The 24887-nt window shown below is 64.3% G+C and carries 23 protein-coding genes; 11 read left to right on the top strand and 12 right to left on the bottom strand.

What is annotated here, in order from left to right; all coding sequences use genetic code 11:
* Positions 1–83 precede the first annotated feature (83 nt).
* The 3 genes from QMO80_RS30670 (at position 84) to QMO80_RS30660 (ending at position 2725) form a co-directional block, all read left to right on the top strand.
* Entirely contained in the window at positions 84–1895 is a 1812-nt protein-coding gene (locus QMO80_RS30670; RefSeq protein ID WP_283201322.1) for a chloride channel protein, read from the top strand.
* Between the two features lie 144 nt (positions 1896–2039).
* Positions 2040–2306: a type II toxin-antitoxin system prevent-host-death family antitoxin gene (locus tag QMO80_RS30665; RefSeq protein WP_283201321.1), complete on the top strand. Its 267-nt coding sequence runs from the start codon at positions 2040–2042 to the stop codon at positions 2304–2306.
* Positions 2303–2725, top strand: coding sequence for a type II toxin-antitoxin system VapC family toxin (locus QMO80_RS30660; RefSeq protein WP_283201320.1), 423 nt, complete (start codon positions 2303–2305; stop codon positions 2723–2725). Before QMO80_RS30665 ends, QMO80_RS30660 begins: the two co-directional genes overlap by 4 nt.
* A 21-nt stretch (positions 2726–2746) precedes the next feature.
* On the opposite strand, the gene QMO80_RS30655 is transcribed toward QMO80_RS30660, so the two are convergent.
* The 5 genes from QMO80_RS30655 to QMO80_RS30635 form a co-directional block, all read right to left on the bottom strand.
* On the bottom strand, positions 2747–3517 hold the full coding sequence (locus QMO80_RS30655; protein ID WP_283201319.1) for an ABC transporter ATP-binding protein: 771 nt from the start codon (positions 3515–3517) through the stop codon (positions 2747–2749).
* 9 nt (positions 3518–3526) lie between these two features.
* Positions 3527–4510 carry an ABC transporter substrate-binding protein gene (locus tag QMO80_RS30650; protein ID WP_283201318.1) on the bottom strand — a complete coding sequence of 328 codons (984 nt, stop codon included), beginning with the start codon at positions 4508–4510 and terminating at the stop codon, positions 3527–3529.
* Between the two features lie 37 nt (positions 4511–4547).
* The gene (locus QMO80_RS30645; RefSeq protein ID WP_283201317.1) at positions 4548–5402 is read right to left on the bottom strand and encodes an ABC transporter permease; all 855 of its coding nucleotides are present in this window, start codon (positions 5400–5402) and stop codon (positions 4548–4550) included.
* A gap of 10 nt (positions 5403–5412) precedes the next feature.
* Entirely contained in the window at positions 5413–6765 is a 1353-nt protein-coding gene (locus QMO80_RS30640) for an LLM class flavin-dependent oxidoreductase (protein ID WP_283201316.1), read from the bottom strand.
* A gap of 375 nt (positions 6766–7140) precedes the next feature.
* Complete coding sequence (locus QMO80_RS30635) at positions 7141–7926, bottom strand: IclR family transcriptional regulator (RefSeq protein ID WP_040113061.1); 786 nt, start codon at positions 7924–7926, stop codon at positions 7141–7143.
* A gap of 222 nt (positions 7927–8148) precedes the next feature.
* Between QMO80_RS30635 and QMO80_RS30630 the strand changes: the two genes are divergently transcribed.
* The 8 genes from QMO80_RS30630 to QMO80_RS30595 are packed head-to-tail and all read left to right on the top strand — an operon-like array spanning position 8149 to position 16334.
* Complete coding sequence (locus QMO80_RS30630) at positions 8149–9219, top strand: ABC transporter substrate-binding protein (protein ID WP_283201315.1); 1071 nt, start codon at positions 8149–8151, stop codon at positions 9217–9219.
* A 21-nt stretch (positions 9220–9240) separates the two neighbouring features.
* Positions 9241–10755, top strand: coding sequence for a sugar ABC transporter ATP-binding protein (locus QMO80_RS30625; protein WP_283201314.1), 1515 nt, complete (start codon positions 9241–9243; stop codon positions 10753–10755).
* Positions 10752–11714, top strand: coding sequence for an ABC transporter permease (locus tag QMO80_RS30620; protein WP_283201313.1), 963 nt, complete (start codon positions 10752–10754; stop codon positions 11712–11714). Before QMO80_RS30625 ends, QMO80_RS30620 begins: the two co-directional genes overlap by 4 nt.
* Positions 11711–12652 (top strand): ABC transporter permease, encoded by a 942-nt coding sequence (locus QMO80_RS30615; RefSeq protein WP_283201312.1) that lies wholly within the window; start codon positions 11711–11713, stop codon positions 12650–12652. The genes QMO80_RS30620 and QMO80_RS30615 overlap by 4 nt, the downstream gene beginning before the upstream one ends.
* Complete coding sequence (locus QMO80_RS30610; RefSeq protein WP_283201311.1) at positions 12649–13605, top strand: amidohydrolase; 957 nt, start codon at positions 12649–12651, stop codon at positions 13603–13605. Before QMO80_RS30615 ends, QMO80_RS30610 begins: the two co-directional genes overlap by 4 nt.
* Entirely contained in the window at positions 13598–14908 is a 1311-nt protein-coding gene (locus tag QMO80_RS30605; RefSeq protein ID WP_283201310.1) for an alanine racemase, read from the top strand. The genes QMO80_RS30610 and QMO80_RS30605 overlap by 8 nt, the downstream gene beginning before the upstream one ends.
* 35 nt (positions 14909–14943) lie before the next feature.
* Positions 14944–15288, top strand: coding sequence for a RidA family protein (locus QMO80_RS30600; protein ID WP_283201309.1), 345 nt, complete (start codon positions 14944–14946; stop codon positions 15286–15288).
* 32 nt (positions 15289–15320) lie between these two features.
* Positions 15321–16334 (top strand): succinylglutamate desuccinylase/aspartoacylase family protein, encoded by a 1014-nt coding sequence (locus QMO80_RS30595; protein WP_283201308.1) that lies wholly within the window; start codon positions 15321–15323, stop codon positions 16332–16334.
* Here the strand turns inward: QMO80_RS30595 and QMO80_RS30590 are convergent.
* The 7 genes from QMO80_RS30590 to QMO80_RS30560 all read right to left on the bottom strand — a co-directional run bounded on the left by QMO80_RS30590 (position 16331) and on the right by QMO80_RS30560 (position 24881).
* On the bottom strand, positions 16331–17515 hold the full coding sequence (locus QMO80_RS30590) for a hypothetical protein (RefSeq protein WP_283201307.1): 1185 nt from the start codon (positions 17513–17515) through the stop codon (positions 16331–16333). The two genes, QMO80_RS30595 and QMO80_RS30590, sit on opposite strands and share 4 nt — an antisense overlap.
* An 83-nt stretch (positions 17516–17598) precedes the next feature.
* Positions 17599–19437: a 3D-(3,5/4)-trihydroxycyclohexane-1,2-dione acylhydrolase (decyclizing) gene (iolD, locus tag QMO80_RS30585; protein ID WP_283201306.1), complete on the bottom strand. Its 1839-nt coding sequence runs from the start codon at positions 19435–19437 to the stop codon at positions 17599–17601.
* Positions 19434–21356, bottom strand: a complete 1923-nt coding sequence (iolC, locus tag QMO80_RS30580; protein ID WP_283201305.1) for a 5-dehydro-2-deoxygluconokinase — start codon at positions 21354–21356, stop codon at positions 19434–19436. The genes iolD and iolC overlap by 4 nt, the downstream gene beginning before the upstream one ends.
* Positions 21357–21441: 85 nt before the next feature.
* On the bottom strand, positions 21442–22395 hold the full coding sequence (locus tag QMO80_RS30575) for a TIM barrel protein (protein ID WP_283201304.1): 954 nt from the start codon (positions 22393–22395) through the stop codon (positions 21442–21444).
* Entirely contained in the window at positions 22396–22689 is a 294-nt protein-coding gene (locus tag QMO80_RS30570; protein ID WP_283201303.1) for a putative quinol monooxygenase, read from the bottom strand.
* Entirely contained in the window at positions 22686–23627 is a 942-nt protein-coding gene (locus tag QMO80_RS30565; RefSeq protein WP_283201302.1) for a sugar phosphate isomerase/epimerase, read from the bottom strand. The genes QMO80_RS30570 and QMO80_RS30565 overlap by 4 nt, the downstream gene beginning before the upstream one ends.
* An 81-nt stretch (positions 23628–23708) precedes the next feature.
* The gene (locus tag QMO80_RS30560) at positions 23709–24881 is read right to left on the bottom strand and encodes a Gfo/Idh/MocA family protein (RefSeq protein ID WP_283201301.1); all 1173 of its coding nucleotides are present in this window, start codon (positions 24879–24881) and stop codon (positions 23709–23711) included.
* Positions 24882–24887 lie beyond the last annotated feature (6 nt).

Raw genomic sequence — 24887 nt, 5'->3', positions numbered from 1 at the left:
GTGTTTTCGTCCATTGATTTATATCGTATCACGATATAATGACGCCACTCAAGCAGACTCATTTCCGCGTAGCAGAGGCTTCCATGGCGCAGCATCAACCCAGCAACCGGCCGCATGATTTCACCGGCGGCCTTTCCCGGCGCGAGGCCGGCGATTTCACCACAGACAGGCGGGTCCTCCTGCTTGTCGGAATGGCCGTCATCATCGGCACGTCAGGCGCCTTTGCGGCATGGTGTCTGGTCAGCCTGATCTCGCTTGTGACGAATGTCGTCTGGTTCGGAGAGATCGGCATCAAGCCCGCTTCTCTCGCCGCCGTGCCGCGTTCGCTGTGGGTGGTGCTGGTGCCGCCGCTCGGCGGGCTGGTCATCGGCCTGATGGCCCGCTTCGGATCGGAGAAGATCCGCGGCCACGGCATTCCGGAAGCGATCGAGGCCATTCTGATCGGCGGCAGCCGGATGTCGCCGAAGGTTGCCGTGCTGAAGCCGCTGTCATCGGCAATCTCGATCGGCACCGGCGGCCCGTTCGGCGCCGAGGGGCCGATCATCATGACCGGCGGGGCGATCGGATCGCTGTTCGCGCAATTCTTTCACATGAGTGCGGCCGAGCGGAAGACGCTGCTCGTCGCGGGTGCCGCCGCAGGCATGACGGCGATCTTCGGCTCGCCGATCGCCGCGGTCATGCTGGCGGTCGAACTGCTGCTGTTCGAATGGAAGCCGCGCAGCTTCATTCCCGTCGCCGTTGCCGCCTGTGTGTCGATCTGCTGGCGCCCGCTGCTCTTCGGTGTCGGCCCGCTGTTCCCGACCCATTTCCAGGTTGATTTGCCTTGGTGGGGGATTTTCGCCTGTGCGGCGATGGGCATCCTATCGGGGCTGCAATCCGGACTGTTGACGACGCTGCTCTACCGGATCGAAGACCTGTTCGAGGCACTGCCGATCCACTGGATGTGGTGGCCGATGCTCGGCGGTCTCGTCATCGGCCTCGGCGGCCTGATCGAACCCAGGGCGATGGGCGTCGGCTACGACATCATCGACGGCCTGCTCAACAACCGGCTGCTGGCGCCGGCGGTCCTGTCGATCCTGCTTGTCAAGACTGTAATCTGGTTGTTTGCGCTGTCGTCGGGCACCTCGGGCGGCGTGCTCGCGCCGCTCCTGATCTTCGGCGGCGCCCTCGGATGGCTGGTCGGGCTGGTCATGCCGGGCAATGATCCGGGCTTCTGGGCGCTGCTTGGAATGGCGGCGATGATGGGCGGCACCATGCGCGCGCCGCTCACCGGCACCTTCTTCGCGATGGAGATCACCGGCGACGTCAGCACACTCGTTCCCCTGCTCGCCGCAACGGTGGTCGCCTATGCCGTCACAGTGCTGCTGTTGCGCCGCTCGATCCTCACCGAGAAGATCGCGCGGCGCGGGCAGCATATCACCCGCGAATACGGCGTCGATCCGTTCGAGCTTTCCCGGGCAAGGGAAATCATGATCAGCGAGGTCGATACGCTTCCCGTTACCATGACGGTCGGCGAAGCCTGCGATTTCTTCGCCTCGCAGCAGAAGACGCATCGGATCTATCCGGTGGTCGATGCGGGAGGCCGGCTGGCGGGCATCGTCTCGCGGGCGGATGCCCTGCTCTGGCAGGGGAAGGCGGAGCTGGCCACCCAGACGCTCGGCGAAAACGTCGCGGACGATTCCGTTCCCGTCGGGCATCCTGATGATACCGTCGCCTTCATCGCCGACCTGATGCTGTCGACCGGCGATGGGCGTATTCCGATCGTCGATCCGGCTTCCGGCAAACTCTGCGGCCTGATCGCCCGCAAGGATCTGCTGCGGCTGCGCAGCTCCTACCGGTCGGCGGAACTGGATCGGCGGCCTTATCTGACCGCCGGAGGGAAGAACAAGGCCTGATGGCCGCCTCCGGTTAGCGCAATGCAGGGGGCCGAGCGTCGTCGGCCCCCTGCAGGTTGAATCATTCGATCTACTACCGCCCCTTGCCACCCACTTGGTCCCGACTGTATAGTCACGATAGTCATTCTGGTCAGGAGTTGAGCAATGCGGCTATCAAAGCAAGGCGATGAAAGCTGGACTGTTGCCAGTGCAAAGGCGAAGCTTTCCGAGGTGATCGAACGCGCGCAATCCGCGCCGCAGACAATCACACGAAACGGCAAACCGAGCGTCATCGTCGTTTCTGCGGAGGAATGGCAGCGCAAGACCGCGCGCAAGGGGACGCTTGCCGAGTTTCTGATGGAATCGCCGCTGCGCGGCGCCGATCTGGATCTTGAGCGGCAGCGCGACGAGCCGCGTGATCCCGACCTGTGAAGCTTCTGCTGGACACCAATGTCCTGTCCGAGGTGACGAAGCCGAGCCCTGATGCGCGCGTCTTGCAGTGGCTGGACAGGCTCGACGAGGATCGCGCCTTCGTCAGCATCGTGTCGGTCGCCGAGATCCGGCGCGGCGTTGCCCTGATGGACAAGGGGCGGAAACGCGATGCGCTGGCCGAATGGCTTGCCCAGGACCTGACCCAACGCTTCGAGCACCGCATCATTCCGGTGGATGAACCGGTTGCGCTGGCCTGGGGAGACCTCATGGGCCACGCAAAGCCAAGCGGCCGCGGTCTGTCGTCGATGGACGGCCTGATCGCGGCGACCGCGATTGCTCACGATCTCAGCCTCGCCACACGCAACACCAGGGATTTCGAGGGCTTTGGGATCGAACTCATCGATCCCTGGATCGTATAGTCTTGGCGAAGGCGGCAGCCTTCAATGCAGCCCGAACAGGTTCAGCAGCTCTTCGCGATGGCGAACGAATTCCGGTGCGCTGCGGTCGCGCGGGCGCGGCAGATCGATATCGATCAGGCGCGGTTCGGCTCCCTTTTCCCGCGGCAGGATCAGGATCCGGTCAGCGAGATAAATCGCCTCTTCGAGATCGTGGGTGACGAGAATGGTCGTCACGTCCTCGTCGCGCCAGATCCGCGCAAGCTCCTGCTGCATGCCGATCTTGGTCATTGCATCGAGCGCGCCGAGGGGTTCGTCGAGCAGCAGGATCTCGGGCTGGACGGCAAGCGCCCGGGCGATGCCGACGCGCTGCGCCATGCCGCCTGAGAGCTGCCGGGGATAGGCCGCCTCGAATTGCTGCAGGCCGACGAGCTTGACGTAGTGACGCGCACGCGCCCTCGCCTGCTCGCGGGTCAGACCTCTCGTTTCCAGCCCGAAGGCGACGTTGCCGAGGACGTCAAGCCAGGGAAGAAGGCGCGGCTCCTGGAAGATGACGGCACGTTCCGCACCGACGCCGCGGATCGCCTTGCCGTCGACGAGCACCTCACCGGTATCGGACTCTTCGAGGCCGGCGAGAACCCTGAGCAGGGTCGTCTTGCCCGAACCGCTGGCGCCGACGATCGCGAGGCTTTCGCCGGAGCAGATGTGGAGGTTGATATCTTTCAGAACCTGCAGATGACTGCCGTTCAGTCTGTAGGATTTGGAGAGGTGACGGATCGTCACCTCTCCGCGGCGAATGTCCTGGGCGAGGCTCATCACAATTCCTCAGTTGCTTGCCGGCTTGGCATCGGCCGCGAAGATGATGTCCTTCGCCGCCAGCTGGCCCTGCTTCAGTTTGCCTTCGCGAACCAGGACGTCGATCCAGAACTGGATGTCGCGTTCAACAGGCAGACCGCCGGCGCGCACGCCGTAGCCGCGGAAATATTGCGCGATATCGGGGTTCTCGCCGCGTTCGGCCAAGGCCTTTGCCAGGATCTGCTTGGTTTCCTCGGGATGTTCGCGGGCATAGTCGAGGGCGCGGGCCGACTGCTCGACGAAGATCTTCGAGGCTTCGGGATGCTGTTGAATGAAATCGCGGCGCAGGACCACGAAGCCGCCGGCGATGTCGCCGAGCACGTCGGTATCGTCGAACACCGCACGCAGGCCGCCGTTCTTCAGCGCCGCGCCCTCGAAGGTCGTCTGCCAATAGCCGAAGGCGGCAATATCGACCTGCTTGGAGCGCAGCACCTGTTCGAGCTGCGGCCCGGGAACGACGACCTGATTGGCGGAGTCGCTCGGCAGGCCGACGGAGTGCAGGGCCTCGCGAATGGTATAGTCGAGATGGGCGCCGAGCGTGTTGACGGCGATGCTCTTGCCGGCAATGTCCTTGATTGATTTGATCGGGCTGTCTTCCAGCACGTAGAAGGTCGACTGCACCTCGTCATTGATGCCGTTCGACGGATAGGCGGCGACGAAGTCGTTGCCGCCGATGATCGAGTTCAAAACAGCTGACGTGGCGGCGCTGCCGATCTCGACGTCACCGGATGCGAGCGCGATGAGAGAGGCCGGGCCGCCCTGGGCATAGCCGACATTTTCAAACGTGATGCCGGTGTCTTTGAAATAGCCGAGCGCATCGGCGAGTTCATGGGCGGCAAGGCCGCCCTGGCTCGCGAGATAGCGCAGCTTGACGGTATCGGTGGCGGCTGCCGGCGTGGCGAGACCGAGCGCGATCACGGCCGGCAGGAGAAGGTTGCGGGGATGGAAAGTCATGACGTGTCCTTTCGGAAGAGGAAATCGGAGAAAGCGGTCAGGCGTTCGGCTGAGACCAGCGGCAGAGGCGGCGCTGCAGCAGAACCAGCAAGGCATTGGCGGCAAGGCCGAGAAAGGCGAGCAGCAGGATCGCGGCAAACATCAGCGGGATCTGGAAATTGTACTGGGCGTTCATCACCTGGAAGCCGATGCCCTTGTTGGCGCCGATCATCTCGGCGGCGATCAGCAGGAGAAGCGCCGTCGTCGCCGAGAGGCGCAGACCGACGAAGATCGCGGGGACGGAGGCCGGCAGGATGATGCGGCGGAAGACGGTCAGCGATCCGGCGCCATAGGTCCGCGCCATCTCGATGAGCTTCTTGTCTACCTCCTTGACGCCGCCGATCGTGGCGAGCAGCACCGGAAACAGCGTCGCCCAGAAGATCACGAAGATCTTCGACGTTTCGCCGAGGCCGAGCAGCAGGATGAAGACCGGATAGAGCGCCAGCGCCGAGGTCTGGCGGAAGAGCTGCAGGATGGGATCGAGCGCCTGCTCCACTGCACGAAATTGGCCCATGAACAGACCGAGCGGAATGCCGATCACGACTGCAAAGGCGAAGGCGGTCCCCGATCGCTGCAAGCTGATGGCGATGTCATCGAGCAGCGCGCCATTGGCAAGATTGGTCCACAGAGCCGAGAGGATCATGTTCAAGGGCGGGAAGACGGCGGGATTGACCCAGCCCCTGGTGCTCGACACCTGCCAGAGCGCGAGGAAGGCGAGGAGCAGGCCGTAACGCGGCAAAAGCGATGCGAGCGCGCCGCGCAGATAAAATGCGACGATCGAAATCGTGCTTCTTTCGCCGCTTTTCAGGCGGCCGAAGCTTCTCGGGAGAGTCTGGTTGATTTCATAGGCCATGGGTCGCTCCTCACTCTGCTGCCTGGAGAGCTGCATGTCCGGCAGCCCATCGATTGGCGGGGAAAGGCAGGCCGAGGTTCTCCCGGAGCGTCTTGCCTTCATAAGCGGTGCGGAACAGACCGCGGCGCTGCAGTTCCGGGATGACCAGATCGACGAAGTCGTCGAGCGCCGTCGGCAACCAGGGCGGCAGAATGTTGAAGCCGTCGGCCGCTTCGTTCTCGAACCATGTCTGCAGCGTATCGGCGATCTGCTCGGCCGTGCCGACGATGGTGTAATGGCCGCGCGCCGATGCGATCCACTGATAGAGCTGGCGGATGGTGAAGTTGTTCTCGTCGGCGATCTGGCGGATGAGGGCCTGGCGGCTCTTCATGCCCTCCGTCGGCGGCGCCGGCGGCAGAGGACCGTCGAGGTCGTAGCCGTGCAGGTCGAGCGTGCCGCCGGTCAGGCCGTTGAGCAGGCCGATGCCGTCCTCTTCGACGATGAGCGAAGTCAGGCGGTCGTATTTCTCCCGCGCCTCGGCTTCGGTCCTGCCGACGAAGGCGGAGACGCCGGGCATGACCAGGATGTGATCGGGATTGCGGCCGAGGCCGCGGGCGCGTGCCTTGATATCCCGGTAGAACTCCTGGGCGGTTTCGATGTGCTGATGGGCGGTGAAGATGACTTCGGCCGTCGCGGCGGCAAGCCCGCGCCCGTCATCGGACTGCCCGGCCTGCACGATAACGGGATGCCCCTGCGGCGAGCGTGAGACGTTGAGCGGGCCGCGCACGCTGAAATGCTCGCCGCGATGGTCGGTATCGTGCAGCTTCGCCGGATCGAAGAACACGCCGGTCTCCTTGTCGCGGATGAACGCGTCGTCCTCGAAGCTCTCCCAGAGTTTGCGCACGACCTCGACATGCTCGGCGGCGCGGCGATAGCGATCGGCATGCGGAAGCTGCGTGTCGCGATTGAAGTTCTGCGCCGTGAGGTCGCCGGTGGTTGTGACGACATTCCAGCCGGCGCGGCCCTCCGAGATCAGATCCAGCGAAGCGAACTTGCGGGCGGTCGTATAAGGCTCCTCATAAGTGGTCGAGGAGGTGGCGATAAAACCGAGATGGGTGGTCAGAGGCGCGAGTGCCGAGAACAATGTGACGGGCTCGAAGCCGGCGACGCGGGCATTGCCGCCTTCGCGTGCGCCGCCAAAACCGACAGCCAGTCCGTCGGCCAGGAAATAGGCGTCGAAGAGGCCGCGCTCGGCCGTCAGCGCAAGCTGCTTGTGAAACTCGAAACTGGTGGCGCCGTCGGCCGGCTGGTCGGGATGGCGCCATGAGGCGACATGCTGTCCGCCACCGGGAAGAAATGCTCCAAGCCTGATTTTCCGTGTCATCTGGCGTCCTCTCCGTTTGCCTCAACAGCCCCGCTCCTCTGCGAGGGCAGGTATAAATTCGTCTATCGAGCCGTCAGGATATGTTCTCCATAGATTTTATAGAGAAACTTAATTTCATAGTTTCGGGAGAAGAGTGAATAGATTTTCGAGATCGGGAGAAAATTGGAAATCAACGATGGGGGGCGCCAACCGGCAGGCAGTTGGTCTTGCGCTGATCGTTGATGTCTTTGATCGGGCCGGCGGATGCGCAGGCATCCGGCAAGCCCGTGGAAAGGCGGGCGAGCGTGACACGATTTAAGGGAGCATGCGAGGGATGACCGGTTCAGGCACGACGTCCGTGCCGCCGGATCGATGCCTGCGTTTCTACCCGGGGCGTCAGCCCCGTCTTGGCCGGGCCGGGGCATGCTCCAGGCCGGCGGCCGCCTTCTTCAGGCAGTCGAGGTAGCGGTCCCGGTTGGCGATGCCGTCGTCGCGGGGCGTGACGAGACAGAGCGTTGCGGCAGCATGCCCTTCCTCGCCGCGCACCGGCACGGCAAAACAATGGGTGAAGCTGTCGACGATGCTGTTGAAGGTGAAGAGACCTTCACGCTCGGCCTGGCGCACCTCGGCGATGAAGGTTTGCGGCTCGAGCCATTCGCCGCCCGGCAGGCGGAAATCCTGCGGCGGAATGAAATTCAGGATGTCCTGATCCGACAGATGCGCGACGAGCAGGCGGCCCGACGCCGTCCACGGGATCGGCACCGACTGGCCGACATCGGTCGAAATGCGGAACGGCCGCGCGCCTTCGCGCATGCGCACGACCGTATATCGGTTGCCATCCAGCATGCAGAACTGCGCCGTCTCCCGCGTCTCGTCGGCAAGCCGTTCCAGCGTCGCCTCGCATTCGCGGGTGAAATCGAAATGATTTTCATAGGCGGCGCCGAGGAAATAGAGTTTGCGGCCGAGATAGACTCGCCCCTCGCCGCCGGTGAATTCCAAAATGCCGTTGCTCAGCAGCAGGTTGACCAGCTCGTAGACCGAGGAGCGCGGCGCGCCGATCTGCGCTGCGATTTCGTTCGGCTTCAGCGCCTGCCGTTTCTGGCGCAGGAAATCGAGGATCTCGAAGGCGCGGTCGAGCCCGCGGGCGCGTTTGCCGGCTGCTTCGTCCTGAACTGCATCCATTGCTGTCGATCCCAATTTCTGTTCGGCCAAGCTTTTCAAATCCTCCGCCGCATCTGTCAACCGACCTCCGTGATTTCACAGCGGACGAAAATTTTTTTCACCCCTCTTGCGAGGTAGAAAAATCGGCATAAGATCGCCTCGTCCGGTATAAGGATCATATGTACAATATATTGGACATAGATGGCAAGCCGTCAAGGCTGCCGCACAAAAAAGGGGATCGACATGAAGAATTCTGAAAACAGCATTTCCGCTTCACTGCGTCGCAGCCTTCTCGCCGGCGCTGCCGCCGCCGCCGCCCTCCTCGTCTTTTCCACGGGCACGGCCTCGGCCGCCGCCAATTGCATCAAGGGAGACAGGAAGGCGCCCTACACGATCGGCTGGGCGAACATCTATTCGGTGCCGACCTGGATGAAGCAGACCGAAGGCACCATCACGGCCGAAGTGGAGGAGCTGAAGAAAGCCGGCCTCGTCAAGGACCTGATGATTACCGATGCGCAGGGCAATGCTCAGACGCAGATCCAGCATATCCAGTCGATGATCGACGCCAATGTCGACGCCATCGTCGTCATTGCCGGCTCCTCCAACGCGCTCGACCGCGTCATCTCGGATGCCTGCGACAAGGGCATCGCCGTCGTCAATTTCGACAGTCTTGTGAACACCGACAAGGTGACGGCGAAGATCAATACCGATTCCAACGAATGGGGTGCGACCGCGGCCAAGTGGATGGTCAGCCAGCTCGGTGGCAAGGGCAAGATCATCATCATGAACGGCCCGGCCGGCATTTCGGTCAGCGATGATCGCCGCAAGGGCGCCCAGCCGGTCCTCGATGCCAATCCGGGCCTCCAGGTGATCACCGAGACGAACACGGAATATAACGTCGCGCCGGCACAGGAAGCGATGACCAGCCTGCTCTTCGCCGATCCCGAAATCGACGGCGTGCTGTCGCTCGGCGGCGCGCTGTCGGCCGGCTCCGTCCTCGCCTTCGAGCGCCAGGGTCGCGACCAGGTGCCGACGACAGGCGAAAACGCCAGGCAGTTCCTGGAACTCTGGAAGGAGAAGGGCCTGAAGGGCTGGGCGACCATGCAGCCCAACTGGCTCGGCGCGCTTTCCGTCTATACCGCCGTACAGGCACTGCAAGGCAAGGACGTGCCTTCCTTCGTCAAGGTGCCGCTGCCCGTCATCGACGACAGCACCATCGGCAGCTACCTCGCCCGCGCCGACAAGTTCCCGGCCGACGGCTACATCTACTCGGACTATGACCAGGCGCTCTTCGACAAGCTGCTTGCCAAGTAATCCCGAGCTGAGGACACCGTCATGACGGAAGAACGGCCCTTGCTGGAAGCCCGGCAGGTGTTCAAGGGATTTTTCGGCAATCCCGTTTTGAAGGGCGTCGATATCGCCCTTCTGCCGGGCAGGGTTCACGCCCTGCTCGGTGAAAACGGGGCCGGCAAGTCGACGCTGATCAATCTTCTGTCCGGCGCCCTTCAGCCGGACAGCGGTTCCATCCTTGTCGACGGGATGCCTGTCGGGCGTTTCAGCCCGGCGGCGGCGCGGGCGGCGGGCATCGCCGTGGTTCAGCAGGAGCTGAGCCTGACGGCCAGCCTGTCGATTGCCGAAAACATCGGAACCGGCGCCTTTCCGCGCCGGTTCGGCCTGATCGACTACGCAGCGCTGCATCGCGGCGTGCGACAGGTCTGCGACATGGTCGGGCTCACCGAACCGCTCGACATGCCGGTCGCCGATCTGGCGCTCGGCCGCCGTCAGATGGTGGAGATCGCCAAGGCGCTGTTCCGCAAACCGCGCGTGCTCATTCTGGATGAGCCGACCTCGTCGCTCTCCGCCCATGAAGCGGGTATCCTGGCTCGGCTGATCGAGACGCTCAAAGGCCGCGGCATCGCCCTTCTCTATATTTCCCACCGCCTCAACGAGGTGCAGGCGCTCTGCTCGCATGTCACGGTGCTGAAGGACGGCGGTGTCACGGCCGACCAGTCGCTCTCCGGCATCGATGGCGAGGGGCTGGTCCGCCTGATGGTCGGCCGTGAAACCGGCGACCTGTTCCCGCTGCGCGCCGCCGCCAAGCCCGGCGCGACGCGCATCAGTGTCGAAGACTTTTCCGCCGGCATGGTGCGCCATATCGGCTTCTCCGCCCGCGCCGGCGAGATCGTCGGTATCGGTGGGTTGGTGGGACAGGGGCAGGAAGACCTGCTGCTCGGGCTCTACGGCGCGATTCCCGCGTCTGCCGCCCGGGCGGAGGTCTCCGGCAAACCCGGCCTGCCCGCCAATGTCGGTGCGGCGAATGCGGCGGGAATCGTCTATGTACCTGCCGACCGCAAACAAGAGGGATTGGTGCTGCCGCATTCCATCGCCGCCAATCTCATCCTCCCCTCGCTCGGACGGCTCGCCCGCAAGGGGCTGCGCGACCTAACAGCGGAAGAGGGCCTGGTCGCCGATCTCGCGCGCCGGCTGACGATCAAGGGCGATACGGCCCGCCCGGTGCAGGCGCTTTCCGGCGGCAACCAGCAGAAGGTGGCGCTTGCCAAATGGCTGCCGCTCGATCCCTCCATTCTGCTTCTCAACGATCCGACGCGCGGCGTCGACATCGAGACCAAGCGGGAAATCTATTTGATGCTTCGCGCCTTCGCAGCCGAGGGGCGGCTCGTCATTCTCGTCAGCTCCGATACGCCGGAGCTCGTCCATCTCTGCGACCGCGTCGTGGTTCTGCGCGAAGGTCGCGTCGCGTCGGTACTGCCGCAGGACGCGATCAGCGAACGGGCGATCGTCGGCGCGGCCATGGGCATTGCGGCCACGCCGCAGGGGGAGGCGGCATGAGCGCGATCTCGTCATCCGGGCTCTATGGCGCAATCCAGCTGCGCCGCAACCGCGGCCTTGCCGGCCTCTATCTGGTGGTCGCCGCCTTTCTCATCCTCTATGCGGTGCTCTTTCCCGGCATCCTTTCGATCGGCGGCTTCTCGAAGTTCACGCAGAACTGGTTCCCGCTTGCGCTCGTCACCATGGCGCAGGCGCTGCTCATGTTGAACGGCGGCATCACCCTGGCGATCGGCCCGCTGGTGAGCCTGGGAGCGGTGATCGCGGCGACGACGATGCAAGGGGTGCTCGGCGTACCGGGCGGCATTTTTGCGGTCGCACTCGCCGGTCTTGCGATCGGCGCCGTCATCGGCGCCATCGTCACGCATCTGAGGCTGCCGGCGATCATCGTCACGCTGGCCGGCTCCTTCATCATCAGCGGTGTCGCGCTCATTCTGCTGCCGCGGCCGGGCGGCTTCATTCCCGATTGGCTGTCGACAGCACTTGCCGGCCACACGCCCGTCGCCTTCCTGCTGCTTGTCGTGATCCTCATGCTCTGGAAAGCCTTTCTGGCAACGCCGCTCGGCCTCGGCATCTATGCGGCCGGCGACAATCCGGTCGGCGCATTCCGTTCCGGTGTCCCGGTCGAGCGAGTGAAGGTCGCAGCCTTCGCGCTCTCCGGTCTGCTTGCGGCACTGACCGGCCTTTTCGTCGCGGCGCAGACCGGCTCGGGCGATCCTGTGATCGGTACGCCCTTCACGCTGAACTCGATCGCCGCCGCCGTGCTCGGCGGGGTGGGTTTCCTCGGCGGCAAGGGCACGATGCGCGGCGCGATCTGCGGCAGCCTGCTGCTCTCGGTGATGATCAACGTCATGTTCTTCCTCGGTTTCCCGCCGGTCGCGCAATATGTCGCGCAAGGGTTGATTATCGTCGGCGCGGTCGCCGTTCCGGAACTTCTTAAGGGTTGGAGGGCAAGGCGATGAACATCATCCGGTCCGCGTTTCGCAATCCGCCGCTGCTGACCTTGCTTTTGGTCGCGCTCGTCTGGATCGTCGCAAGCGTCTCGTTGCGCGGTTTCGGCGCCTATGGCCATCTGCGCTACCTGCTCGAGCTTGCGGCGGTCATCGGCATCGCCGCAGCCGGCCAGACGCTCGTCATCCTGATGGGCGGCATCGATCTTTCGGTCGGGGCCGTCATCACAGTCACGGCGATCCTGCTGCCGCTGATTTCGCCGGCCTGGGACCCGACCGGCCTTGCCGGCATCGCGGCAGCCCTTGCCATCGCCACCGGCATCGGCCTGATGAACGGCGCGGGTGCTGCCTATCTGCGCGTGCCGCCGATCATCATGACGCTTGCCATGGCGACTTTCCTGCAGGGGCTGCTCGTCATCGTCGCCGGCGGCAGTGCGGTCACCGTCAGCAATCCGGCGGTCATTCTGCTCGGCCAGGCGCGGCCGTTCGGCATCCCCTCGGGCATTCTGCTGTGGCTCGCCGTCTCGGTCGTCGTCCTGTTGCTTATCCACCGCATGCCGATCGGCGCCCGCTTCCTGGCGCTTGGGGCAAACCCGCTCGCCGCCCGGCTTTCCGGCGTCAGCGTGACGCGCAACACGTTGATCGTCCATACGCTGTCGGGCTTTTTCGCCGGGCTTGCCGGCATTCTGGTGCTCGGCATGAACCGGCAAGGCTATGTCGGCATCGGCGATCCTTATCTGCTGACGTCGATCGCCGCCGTCGTGCTCGGCGGCACCTCCATCCTCGGCGGCCGCGGCACCTATGCCGGCACCATTCCGGGCGCCATCCTGCTCGTCACCACGACGGCGTTGATCACCGTCGTCAACGCCTCGCCCGGCTGGCGCTCGATCATGTTCGGCACGCTGATCCTCGCCCTTCTGCTGGTGTCCGGCCGCGAGGCGCGCAGATGACGCAGCGCTACGACGGGCCGGTGATCGACCCGCATCATCACCTCTGGGACCTCGGCCTGCAGCGCCATCCCTGGCTTCAGAAGGCGCAGACCTCCGGCGAGGAGACGGCGTTCGGCAGTCTCGCGCCGATCCTGCGCAACTACGGCATCGACGACTATCGCGCCGATGCCGCGCGCCAGAACATCGTTGCGACGGTGCATGTGGAGGCCGGCTGGTCGGTTGCCCACCCGCTGGAAGAGAGCCGCTGGCTTGGCGGTCTCGACCGCAGCTCCGGCGTGGCGCGCCGTTATGTCGCCCGCGTTCCCCTCGACGGGCCGGACGCCGCGCGCCTGCTCGAAGCGGAGGCGGAAAATCCCAACGTCGTCGGCATCCGCGATATTCTGAGCTGGCATCCGGATGTGGCGAAGCGTTTTGCGCCGCGTCCGGATCGCATGGGCGATCCCGCCTGGCGCGCGGGGCTTGCCCATGCCACGCGGCTCGGGCTGGTCTTCGACCTGATGCTCTATCCCTGGCAGATGGCTGAGGCGCTCGATCTGGTGCAGGCTTTTCCCGATACGCTTTTCGTGCTCAACCACGGCGGCAGCCCTGCCGACCGGACGAAGGACGGCATGGCGCTCTGGCATCGCGGCCTGCGGGCGTTCGGCGGCAAACCGAACCTGCGGCTGAAGATTTCCGACCTCGTCGCCTATGACAATGACTGGACGCTCGAAAGCCTGCGGCCGGTGATCGAGCATTGCCTCGATTGTTTCGGCCCGGCGCGGTCGATGTTTGCCAGCGACTTCCCGGTCGCGGGTCTGCATGCTTCTTTCGACGAGGTCTATCAGGTGTTTCGCACGGTTGCCGCTGAGCTATCTCTCGACGAGCAGCGCGCTTTGTTCTTTGCCACAGCCAACGACACCTATCGCCTCGGCTTGGACGATCCGGCCGGGATCGGCAGAGGCCGCCATGTCTGATCTTCATGCTGCGACGGACGACATGGTGCTCGATGAGCGAGTGCGCGGCTTTCCGCCGGGCCATCCGCCGCTGCCGCTTGCGGCAGTGGGAACGCAGGGATGGAAACCTTATGACGGCAGGATGGCGTTGCCGCTGATCTCGCTCGACCGGCAGGCCTTCGCCGGTAATGTCGACCTGATGATGGCCTATGTGAAAAGCCATGGCGCCGAAATCGCGCCGCACGCCAAGACGCCGATGTCGACGGCGCTGGCAGCGGCGCTTCTGGCCGCGGGCGCCTGGGGCACGACCGTCGCCGATATCCGTCAGGCCGCCGTGCTGCTCAAGGCGGGACAGCGCCGCCTGATTCTCGCCAACGAGATCGGCGGGACCGCCGCCGCTCGCCGGCTTGCGGCCCTGCTTTCGGACTATCCCGACGCAGAGCTCCATGTCTTCGTCGATTCGATTGCCCTCGTTGAGGCGCTTCGGTCCGCATGGCAGGAGCGTGCGGATCTGCCGGCTCTCGGCCTGATGGTGGAGTTCGGCGCCGGCCGTGCGGGTCTCCGCAGCGCCGATGCCGCGGCGGCTATTCTCGACGCGATCCTTGCCGTGGAGACGCCGGCCTTCCGGCTGAGCGGCATCGCCGCCTATGAGGGTGCGGCCGCGACGGCCGATCCTGAAGAGACGATGCTGCGCATCGATGCGCTGATGGCGATGACATCAGATTTCCTGCCGAAGATACGCGCCCGCATCGGAAGGGAGCGGCCGCTTCTTCTGACATCAGGCGGTTCGGTGTTTTTCGACGTCGTGGTGGCGCGGCTTTCCGCCGCCGTCGCGGCCGATCCCGCCTGCCGGCTGGTGCTGCGCAGCGGCGCCATCTTCTTTCACGATCACGGCATCTACGAGCGCGGCCTTGCCGGCCTCGATGCGCGCGGCGGCTTGCGCATCGGCGATAAGACGGTTTCGGCGGCCGCGGGCTTCCGCCCGGCGCTCAGGGTCTGGGCCGAGGTGCTCTCCCGGCCGGAACCAGGGCTTGCGATTTCAGGCATGGGCATGCGCGACGTGGCGATGGACCAAGGCCTGCCGCGGCCGCTGGCGCTTTATCGCAATGGCGTGCGCCTCGCCGATCTCGAAGGCGCCAGAGTTTTCCGCCTCAACGATCAACACGCCTTCATGGCGCTTGCCGATGACAGCGACGTCGCGGTCGGCGACGTCATCGAGTTCGGCATCTCGCATCCATGCACCTGCCTTGACCGGCATGCGATCCTTTATGGCCTCGATCCGGATCATTCGGTGACGGCCGCCTATCTCACAAGCTTCGGCTGAATTCTCCCTGTAAAGCCAAGAAAAGGAAAAGCTGCATGATCCAGCGTTATCAGAAGGGCTCGCGTATGAGCCAGGCTGTCAGCTACGGAGGTCTCGTCTATATTGCCGGCCAGGTCGCGGACAATCGCAAGGCTGATATCGAGGAGCAGACCCGCGACGTGCTCGCCAAAATCGACGCCCTTTTGAAGGAAGCCGGCACGGACCGCTCGCGCCTGCTCGCCGTCAACGTTTTCCTGCCGGCGATCGTCGATTTCGAGGCGATGAACGGCGTCTATGACGGCTGGATCGACATCGAAAACCCGCCGGCCCGCGCCTGCACCGAAGCCCGCCTTGCCGACCCGGACCTGCGCGTCGAAATGACCGCGGTCGCAGCCCTCTGATCGAGGGCGAGCGCGCTCGAACTGGAGACATCATGCATAGTGGTCTCGTCAATCCGATCGACTTTTCGCGCGAGGGCCGTCAGGCCGGTCATCTCGCCATTCCCTATTCGATCGACCGTTCGCCCTACTATCAGATCCGCATTCCGATCCTTCGTCTCAAAAATGGCGAGGGGCCGTCTTTGCTGCTGATGGCCGGCAACCACGGCGACGAATATGAGGGCGAACTGCAGCTCGCCCGGCTGATGCGCCTGCTCGACGCCGCTGAAATCCGCGGCGCTATTACCATTCTGCCGATGGCGAACCTGCCGGCGGTGATGGCGGCGAAGCGCTGCTCGCCCTTCGACGGCGGCAACCTCAACCGGGCCTTTCCCGGCGATCCCATGGGATCGCCGACGGCGCGTCTGGCGCATTTCCTCGAACACGAGCTCTTTCCGCGCCATGACGTCATGTTCGACCTGCATTCGGGCGGCACGTCGATGGCGCACCTGCCCTGCACGCTGATCGAGCGGCAGGCCGACGCCACCCGCTTCGAGCGGTCGGTCGCGCTGATGCGGGCGATGGGCGCGTCGCATGCCTTCATCGCCGACAATGGCCCGGCGGCGCCGACATCGATGGGGGCTACGGCAAGGGCCGGCATCATCGGTCTTTCCGGCGAGTTCGGCGGCGGCGGAACCGTGACGTCCGCGACGATGGCCTTCACGGCGGCGGCGATCGACCGGCTGCTTGTGGCCCTCGGCATCGTCGGGCGTCCGGTCCTCTCCCGCGCGCCGCTTGCCGAGCCGGGACCGCTGCAGCTCCTGTCGCTCTCCCGGCACAGCCAGGGCATCTATGCCGACCGCAGAGGCTGGTTCGAGCCGGCCGCGCCCCTTGGCGCCATCGTTTCGGCCGGCGACCTCGCCGGATGGTATCACGATCTGGAACGCCTGGAGCAGCCGGAGGAAGAGCTGCGCTTTGCCGAGGACGGCATCGTCATTTCCCACCGGCTGCATTGCGACAGCCAGGCCGGTGACTGCCTGATCCAGGTCGCCGAACCGATTGCCGCTTAGCTGATCGCGGCGACCGCCGCCTTGACCCAGTCGAGGCGCTTTGCCGGGATGAGGCCGTAATTGTAGAAGTTCACGCCGTCAGCGCCAGCTTCGACGGCGGCCTTGGCGCGGGCCGCCAGCACCGCGGCTTCACCGACCTCGGGATAGAAGACGCGCAGGCCAACGCCGAGGAATTTTTCCGATCCGAGTGCCGCCCGGCCGGTGCGGATGACATCGCCGATCGCATTCGGCTCCATGTCGTAGCAGCAGAGGATCGCCCCGTCGCAGATCTTGCCGACGGCTGCAAGATCGGCGCCGCCGAGCCAGCCGTCCTTCAGGTCGATCAGTACGATCCGGCTCGCTGGATCGGCCGCGGCCTTGATCTCACCGATCAGGCTGGTCACCGGCTCGGCTCGCCAGGCGAGATAGGCATGCAGATCGGGATGGTCGCGGAAGGCATCGATGCCGGCGGCGGGGAAATCCGGGAACTGCCGTTCCGGCACATCACGTTGGCAGAGTTCGGCGATGAAACGCGCAACCGTTCGGCGCGCGCCTTCGACCGGCACGCCGGCCCTTGCCGCGCGCGCCGTGCAATAGTCGCAGAAGCAGAGCGACAGCAGGAAATCGTCTTCCGCATTCAGGCCGACGCCGTCCTTCTCATGATGGTATTCATGCGCGAAGCCCATGAAGTTCGGGCTTTCGAGTTCCACCATGTCCGGCCGGTAATTCATGGTGATGTCGCGCACGAGGGTGACGGCATAGGCCCGCGCCGCCGGGCTGGAGGGGCAGAGATTGTAATAGTTGGCATTGCCGAAGGCGTTGCGCGTCACGTGGTCGGGATGCAGCATGCCGAGACGGCTATTGTGGAGGCAGACCGTCCAGCAGGAGACCTTGAGACCCGTCACGCCGCGGTCCTGGGTCAGCGCCTCCAGCATGTCGCCGCGCTCGGTGACATTCGCCGCCATCAGCGGCCGGATCAGCTTATCCTGCCACAGGCTCTCGTCCGGCCGAAAGTAGACCGTCCCGTCCTCGGGAAAATAGGCCTTCTGCCGCGGGCTGCGCGGCTGGAGGAAGCGGCCCGCATGATAGGAGGTCGCCATGCTGATCGTGTTGAGGCCGGCGCGGTTGCGAAACTCGGCGGCAATCGCATCAAGCCCCTGGTCCTGGATATCCCAGGGGTAGGTCCACATCGAAAGGTGCATGGCGCGCTCCGGTCAAATCTGTCCGCTTTATAGAACATCTGTCCATAATAGTGTCCAGGCCGATCTTCGAGGGCCAGCCTTTTTCAATCGAACACGCGTTGATGGGCGGCATTCTCGTTGTAGCGTGCGCGCGCCCGTTCGAGCCGTTCCGGGCCGCCGACCGCAGGAACGGCAACGTCCCACCAATGGCCGCCCGCATCGGTTCCGGGAACCGCATCGGTGTCGATCACCAGAATGCTCGGGATGTTCCGTCCCCGCGCGGCGATGATGCGGGCCTCGAGTTCGGCGATCGATCCCACCTTTTCGGCATGGGCGCCCATCGAAGCGGCATGCGCGACGAAATCGATCTCGGGCTGCACATCGACATTGCAGTCCTTGTACATATTGTTGAACTCGGCGCCGCCGCACTCGATCTGCAGACGGTTGATGCAGCCGTAGCCGCGATTGTCGGTCAGAACCACGGTGTACGGCACACGGCGCATGACGGCGGTGGCGAGTTCCGAATTGGCCATCATGTAGGAGCCGTCACCGACGAAGCAGATGACCTCCTTATCGGGGCGCGCGAGCTTGATGCCCATGGCGCCCGCCACTTCGTAACCCATGCAGGAGAAACCATATTCCATGTGATATCCGCCTTGGGCGGATTGCCACAGCACCTGCAACGCGCCGGGCATGGTGCCGGCCGCGCACATGACCACGGAGTTTTGCGCCGAGACCCGCTGCACGGCGCCGATGACCTGAGCATCGGTGGGCAGGTTTTGCGGTGCGTCCGCTGGCGGCGGCGCAGTCACGCGCGCGACCGTTTCGAGCCAATCGGCCCTGCTTGCCGCGTCGACATCGGGGCCGCGATGCGCTCCAAGCGCCGCCGACAGGCGCATGAGCGTGACCTTGGCATCCCCGACGCAGGGCAATGCCGAATGTTTGGTCGCATCATATCCGGCAAGGTTGATCGAGGCGAGCCGACGGGCGGGATTGCGGAAAAGCGCCCAGCTGCCCGTCGTGAAATCCTGGAACCGCGTGCCGATGCCGATTACGAGGTCCGCCTCGGCGCAGAGGGCATTGGCCGACGCCGATCCGGTGACACCGGGCGACCCGAAGTTCAACGGGTGCTCCCAGCTGTTGGCGCCCTTGCCGGCCTGGCTTTCGACGAAGGGGATATGGTGTTTCTCCGCGAAGGCGGCGAGTTCGGCCTCGGCCTCGGAATAAAGGACGCCGCCGCCGGAGATGATGACTGGCTTGCGGGCCGCTCGGATGGCATCGGCAAGATCCGCCACCTCCCTCGGATCCGGTTCGGGACGGCGGATGCGCCACAGCTTCGGTTCGAAAAAAGCTTTCGGATAGTCGTAAAGCTCCGCCTGCACATCCTGGCAGAATGCCAGGGTGACGGGGCCGCAGCTGCCGGGATCGGTCATGACCGCCAGGGCGCGCGGCAGGCAGGTCAGGAGATGTTCGGGACGGGCGATCCGGTCGAAATAGGCCGAGACCGGCCGGAAGCAGTCATTGGCGCTGACGGTGCCGTCGTTCATGTCTTCGATCTGCTGCAGCACCGGCTCGGGACGGCGGTTGGCAAACACGTCGCCGGGGATGAAAAGCACGGGCAATCTGTTGACATGGGCAAGCGCGCAGGCCGTGACCATATTGGTGGCGCCCGGGCCGATCGAGGAGGTCACGGCGTGGGCGCGCCTGCGTTTCAACGTCTTGGCATAGGCGATGGCCGCATGCGCCATGGTCTGCTCGTTCTGGCCGCGCCATGTCGGAAGCGCCTCGCCGATCCCGTGCAGCGCCTCGCCGATCCCGGCGACATTGCCGTGACCGAAGATCGCCCAGACGCCTTCGATGAAGCGTTCGCCGCCCTCGGTCATCTGCACCGAAAGCCACTTCACCATGGCCTGCGCGGCCGTGAGTTTGATTGTCGTCGTCATGCTGCCTTCTCCTGTGCTGCCAGTCTCGCCTCGTCCCATATCGAGCACAGGCGCCGATAGCGCTTCGCCATCTCCTCGACCGCGGCGGCGTCTTGCATTTCATCTTTCATCCAGGCGCGCGCGACATCGCCGAAGATGGTCCGGCCGACGGCAAATCCCTTGACCAGATCGAAACCGGCCGCCACTTCGAAACTCGCGGCCAGTTCGGCCTCCGGCGCGTCGAGGCCGAGCACGACGATGCCCCTGGTATAGCGGTCGTTCTTTTCGATCGCCCGGATGGTGTGCGTCCAGGCGGCCGCCGTCGTCATCGGCTCGAGCTTCCACCAGTCCGGGAAGACGCCGAGATCGTAGAATTGCTGGATCAGGATCGCGGTCGTCTGATCGTCGACCGGCGCCACCTTGGAGGGGATGATCTCCAGCAGGAATTCGAGGTGGTTGCGCCGCGATGCCTCGAACAGCCGTTTGACGGTCGCCTGCTGATCCGCCCGGATTTGCGCGTCGTCGTCGGGGTGGCAGAAGCAGAGCACCTTGACGACGTTTTCGCGCGCCCATTCGCCGAGGCCGCCATAGTCACTGCCCAGTTCAGGCTCCAGCGTCAGCGGCCGGGAGCCCGGCCATTCGCAGGGCCTTCCGATCCAGAGGCCGGTGCCGGAAGCTGCGTGCAGCGCCTTTCGACCGATGCGACTGTCGCACAGAATGCCGTAGCCAGGCCGGCCGGCCTGGACCTCGACGGCCGCCTGAAGGCAAAGCTCTTTGAACGCGCCGCCCTTTTCGAGGCTATAACCAGGCATCTGTTCAAGCTGGATCCGATGATCGAAGGCGAAAATGCGATAATCCATGTGATCGTCGCCGTGATTGCGATGGCGGTTGGTCGACCAGTGGATCTGTTCGAGCGCCTGGTCGTTCCGCAGGTCGGGCCGCTCGATACCGCGCTTCAGGAAGAATTCCAGCTCCTCCAGCGAGGGATAGGCCGGCGTGCATCCATGGCGGGAGACCGCGAAGGCGCCGCAGGCATTGGCATATTTCAATGCGGTCGGCCAGCCTTTGGCGTCGAGCCAGCCTTTCAGCAGACCTGCGAAGAAGCCGTCGCCGGCGCCGAGCACGTTGAAGACCTCGATCGGGAACCCCTCCCCCGATACGCCGTCATCGAGATTGTCGGGGATCGCGGCCTCGAAGGCGACCGCACCTTTGGCGCCGCGTTTGCAGATGAGCGTCGCGGTGGAAACGGCGCGCACGGCCCTCAGCGCTGCGACCGTATCCGTCGTTCCGCCGGCAATGTGGAATTCCTCCTCCGTGCCGACGATCAGGTCGAAAAAATGCAGGGTCGATTGCAGTTTCTCCGTGACCTGCCTGCTCTCGATATAACGGCTTTCTCCGTCGCCATGGCCGGCCACGCCCCACAGGTTCGGGCGATAGTCGATATCGAGCGCCGCTTTCACGCCAGCGCCGCGCGCAAGTCCGAGCGCTTTCAGCACGGCCGCCTCGGTGCGCGGATGGGAAAGATGGGTGCCGGTGACGACGATCGCCCGGGCCGAGGCGATGTAGTCCTGCCGGATATCATCTTCGCAAAGCGCCATGTCGGCGCAGTTCTCGCGGTAGAAGATCAGCGGGAAAGTATCTTCGTCGCGGATGCCGAGCAGAACGAGCGCCGTCAGCCGCTGCGGATCGGTGACGACACCGCCGATATCGACGCCTTCGCGCTGAAGCTGCTCGCGGATGAAGCGCCCCATATGCTCGTCGCCAACCCGCGTGATGAGGCCGGCTTTCAAGCCGAGCCGCGCTGCACCGCAGGCAATGTTGGTCGGGGAGCCGCCGATATATTTATTGAACGAGCCCATATCTTCGAGCCGCCCGCCGACCTGAAGGCCGTAGAGATCGACCGAAGAGCGGCCGATCGTGATGACGTCGAGTGATTTCATATCCAATCTCCAGGAAATGCTTCGGAGGCCGACGCAAACGAGGGCGGCCATAGAGAAAGATGCGGTGGGCGTCAGCGTCGCCTTGTCACGCTGCGCTGGCCTTCCCTCCCCTGAAGCCCATGCGGTGCAGGAAGTCTCGGCTGGCCGCCAGATCGTCGAGAATGCTGCCCGTGTTACGGGGGTCGCGTTCCTGCTCGACGGTGATGTAACCGCCATAGCCGAGCTCGGTCAGAAGGTCGCGAACCGCGGAATAGTCGATGGATCCGCGTCCGATCGGACACATGACGCCCTTGCCGCAGGCATCGAAGAAGCGGATGCGTTCGCCCAAGACCTCCTGAAAGACCTTGGCATCGATGTCCTTGAAGTGGATGTAATCGACACGATCCCAGTAGCGGCGTAGGGTCTCGACCGGATCCATGCCGGAATAGGCCATGTGCCCTGTGTCGAGGCAAAGACCGGCCAGCTCGGCAGGGATGTCGTTGACGATCCGCTCGAGTTCATCGGCGAACTCGATATAACCGCCGGCATGCGGATGGATGGTTGCCCGGACACCGTACTTGTCGCGGGCAAGAGCCGCGATCGCACGGATATTGTCGATCATCCCGCGCCAAGCCGCCTCATCGAGGCGAGCCGCGCGGTCGGAATGCCCGGCCGTGTAGTCGCGCTCGTCGTGTCCCCAGTCCATGACGGTCAAGTAGGGAGCCGCGAAGCGCTGCCCCGGATGGGTCTCGGGCTTCGGAAGCTGCACGATCAATGCGCAGATCTCATCGGTCTGGCGCAGGAGATTGTCACGGTTGCCGGGTGAGACGAGATCGTCGAAAATCGTGCCGGCGACGATCTTGAGATCCCGCTTGTTCAACGCATCCGCGACGACATCGAGATCGAGCGGCAGGTAGCCGTATGGGCCGAGCTCCAGTCCGCCGAAGCCCGCGGCCTGCGCTTCGTCCAGCACTTTCCGCCAGGCAGGCAGATGCGGATTCCCAACATCGTCGACGCCCCAGCAGCACGGTGCGGTGGTTATGGTGATCGGGTTGGTCATTCAGGTCTCGGTGTTGATCGTCTCGAAGGTCAGGGACCGGTGAAACTGTTCGTGAAAGGCGATGAAGCGCTTCGTATGATCCTGCTCCATGTGGAAGGCGTGCGCGGCCTCGTCCTTCCAGGACTCGACGAAGACCAGCCGGTCGGGATCGTCGGTGCTGGTGAAGAAGTCATAGGAGAGGCAGCCGGGCTCCGCCCGCGTCGCGGCCTGCACCTCAGGGGCGCGGGCGAGAATCTCGTCCCGCGTCCCAGGGCGAAGTTCGATCGTGATGATGAACTTGTAGGGCCGCGTCATCGGCTGATCGTTGCCTGCAGCGCGTCGATGGAGGACTGGATCCCGGCGTCCGTGGACATGGTGAAATCTTCCATCTCCAGGCTGACCCAGCCGTTGTAGCCGACCATGCGCACGACGGAGAAAAACTCCTTCCACCATTGCAGATCATGGCCGGCGCCGACGGCGACGTAGTTCCAGCTGCGGTTGGCGACGTCGGTGACGTCCTTGAGTTCGAGCAGGCCGTTGACGTCGGCAAGGCCCCGCTCGATGCGGGTGTCCTTGCCGTGGCAATGATGGATGGCGTTGCCGAGTGCACGGGCCGAAGCAATCGGGTCGGCGCCCTTCCAGAACAGATGGCTCGGATCGAGGTTCATGCCGACCGACGGGCCGACCTCGTTGCGCAGGCGGAACAGGGTTTCCGGGTTCCAGACGAGCATGGCCGAGAAGTTTTCGAGCGCGTATCTCTCGACGCCGACTTCGCTGGCGAGCTTGACCAGGTCGTGCCAGAGCGGGAAGGCGCGATCTTCCCACTGGTAGCGGTCACGTTCCGGCATCTCGTCCGGCCAGCTCTTGGTGTAGACGAGCCAGTTGGGAACCATGTCGCCGGGGGCGGCTTCCGGCAGGCCGGACATGGTGACGATCGTCTTGACGCCGATTTCGCCGGCAAGACGGATCGTCTGTTCCATTTCCTTGCGGTGACGCTTGCCCATGTCGCCCGGATCGAGCGGGTTTGCCGAGCAGTTCAGCGCCGCGATTTCGAGGCCGCGGGCTTCGATTTCCTTGAGCTTGGTTTTCAGGAGTCCCTTGTCTTCCAGCAGTTCATCCGCGCGAAAATGCGGCGCGCGGGACCAGCCGCCGCCGGTCATCTCGATGCCCTCGACGCCGAGTTTGACGCATTTGTCGAGCATGTCGGTGAAAGAAAGGTCGCCCATGACGTCGGTGCAGATCGAAAGTTTCATATCATTGTCTTTCTAAAGGGAGGGTGTTGGGGACGCGCCTTGGGAGGAGGATGGAGGAGATCCGGCGCGCCCCCTGCTCGATCATTCAAATGCGACCCAGGCCGCGCCCGCATCGGCCGAACGGACGCAATTCTCAAGCCAGCGCACGCCTTCGGTGCCGGCCTCGATGCCGGGATAGTGGTGCGCCTTGAGGAAGGCCTCGTCGCCGCGGCGTTTGGCGTCGATCGCCTGGGCAATCCAGAGGTAGATGTTCGCCCAGCTGTCGCCGAGGCCCTCGGTGTGCAGCGCGCCCATGCGGTCGGCCGCCAGGCTTTCTTCCTCAAGATAGGGCATGCCGTGATGCAGAGTGCGGTTCGGCTCGCCCTGCACTTCATAGATCAGCTGGTCGGGATGGGCATCCGACCATTCGATCGAGGCCTTGGAGCCGACGAAGCGATAGCGCTGCGAACCCATGTTGCCGGCATTGACCGATGACACCCAGAGGCGGCCGCGGGCGCCGTTGTCGTAATGCATGAGGACGGTGGCATGGTCTTCGAGCGGCGCGCGGGTCGGAATGAAGGCCTTGCGGTCGCAGAGCAGCTTTTCGATCTTCAGATGCGGCAGCACCACTTCGGAGAGGTAGTAGAGATGGGTGCCGATATCGCCGAGAACGAAGGTCGGGCCGGCCGTCTTCGGATTGGTGCGCCATTTCACTGCTTCGCCGGCGCCGACATCGTCGCCCGCATTGAAGCCGTGGGTATATTGCATGTCGACGATGCGGATCTCGCCGAGCATGCCCTTCCTGACCATCGCCGCCATCTGATGAACCAGCGGATGGCCGGTGAAGCCATAGGTGACGCCGACGATCAGCCCCTTTTCTTCGGCGAGCTTCGCCACCTCGTCGCATTCGGCGACGGTGAAGAACAGCGGCTTTTCGCAGATCACATGCAGGCCGGCTTCCAGGCATGCCTTGGTGATCTCGTAATGGGTGAAATTCGGCGTGGCGATCGAGACGACTTCCACGCCGTCCTCGCGCCCAGCCTCCCTGGCGATCAACTCCTTGTAGTCGCCATAGCACCGGTCGGCGGCAACGCCGATCCGCGTGCCGAAGTCGCGCCCGCGTTCGGCGTCGAGATCGAAGGCTCCGCAAACGAGCCGGTAGGTGCCGTCCCGCTGGGCGCCGGTTCTATGCTTGTAGCCCACCTGCCCGGTGCGGCCGCCGCCGACCATGCCCCAGCGCAAGGGGCGCTCGATGGATCTTTCTCCGTTGATCATCTGATC

It is taken from the genome of Rhizobium sp. BT03 (assembly GCF_030053155.1).
In the GTDB taxonomy this organism is placed as follows: domain Bacteria; phylum Pseudomonadota; class Alphaproteobacteria; order Rhizobiales; family Rhizobiaceae; genus Rhizobium.
The sequence above is the reverse complement of the archived record's forward strand: the minus strand, read 5'-3'. Positions and strand labels throughout refer to the sequence as shown.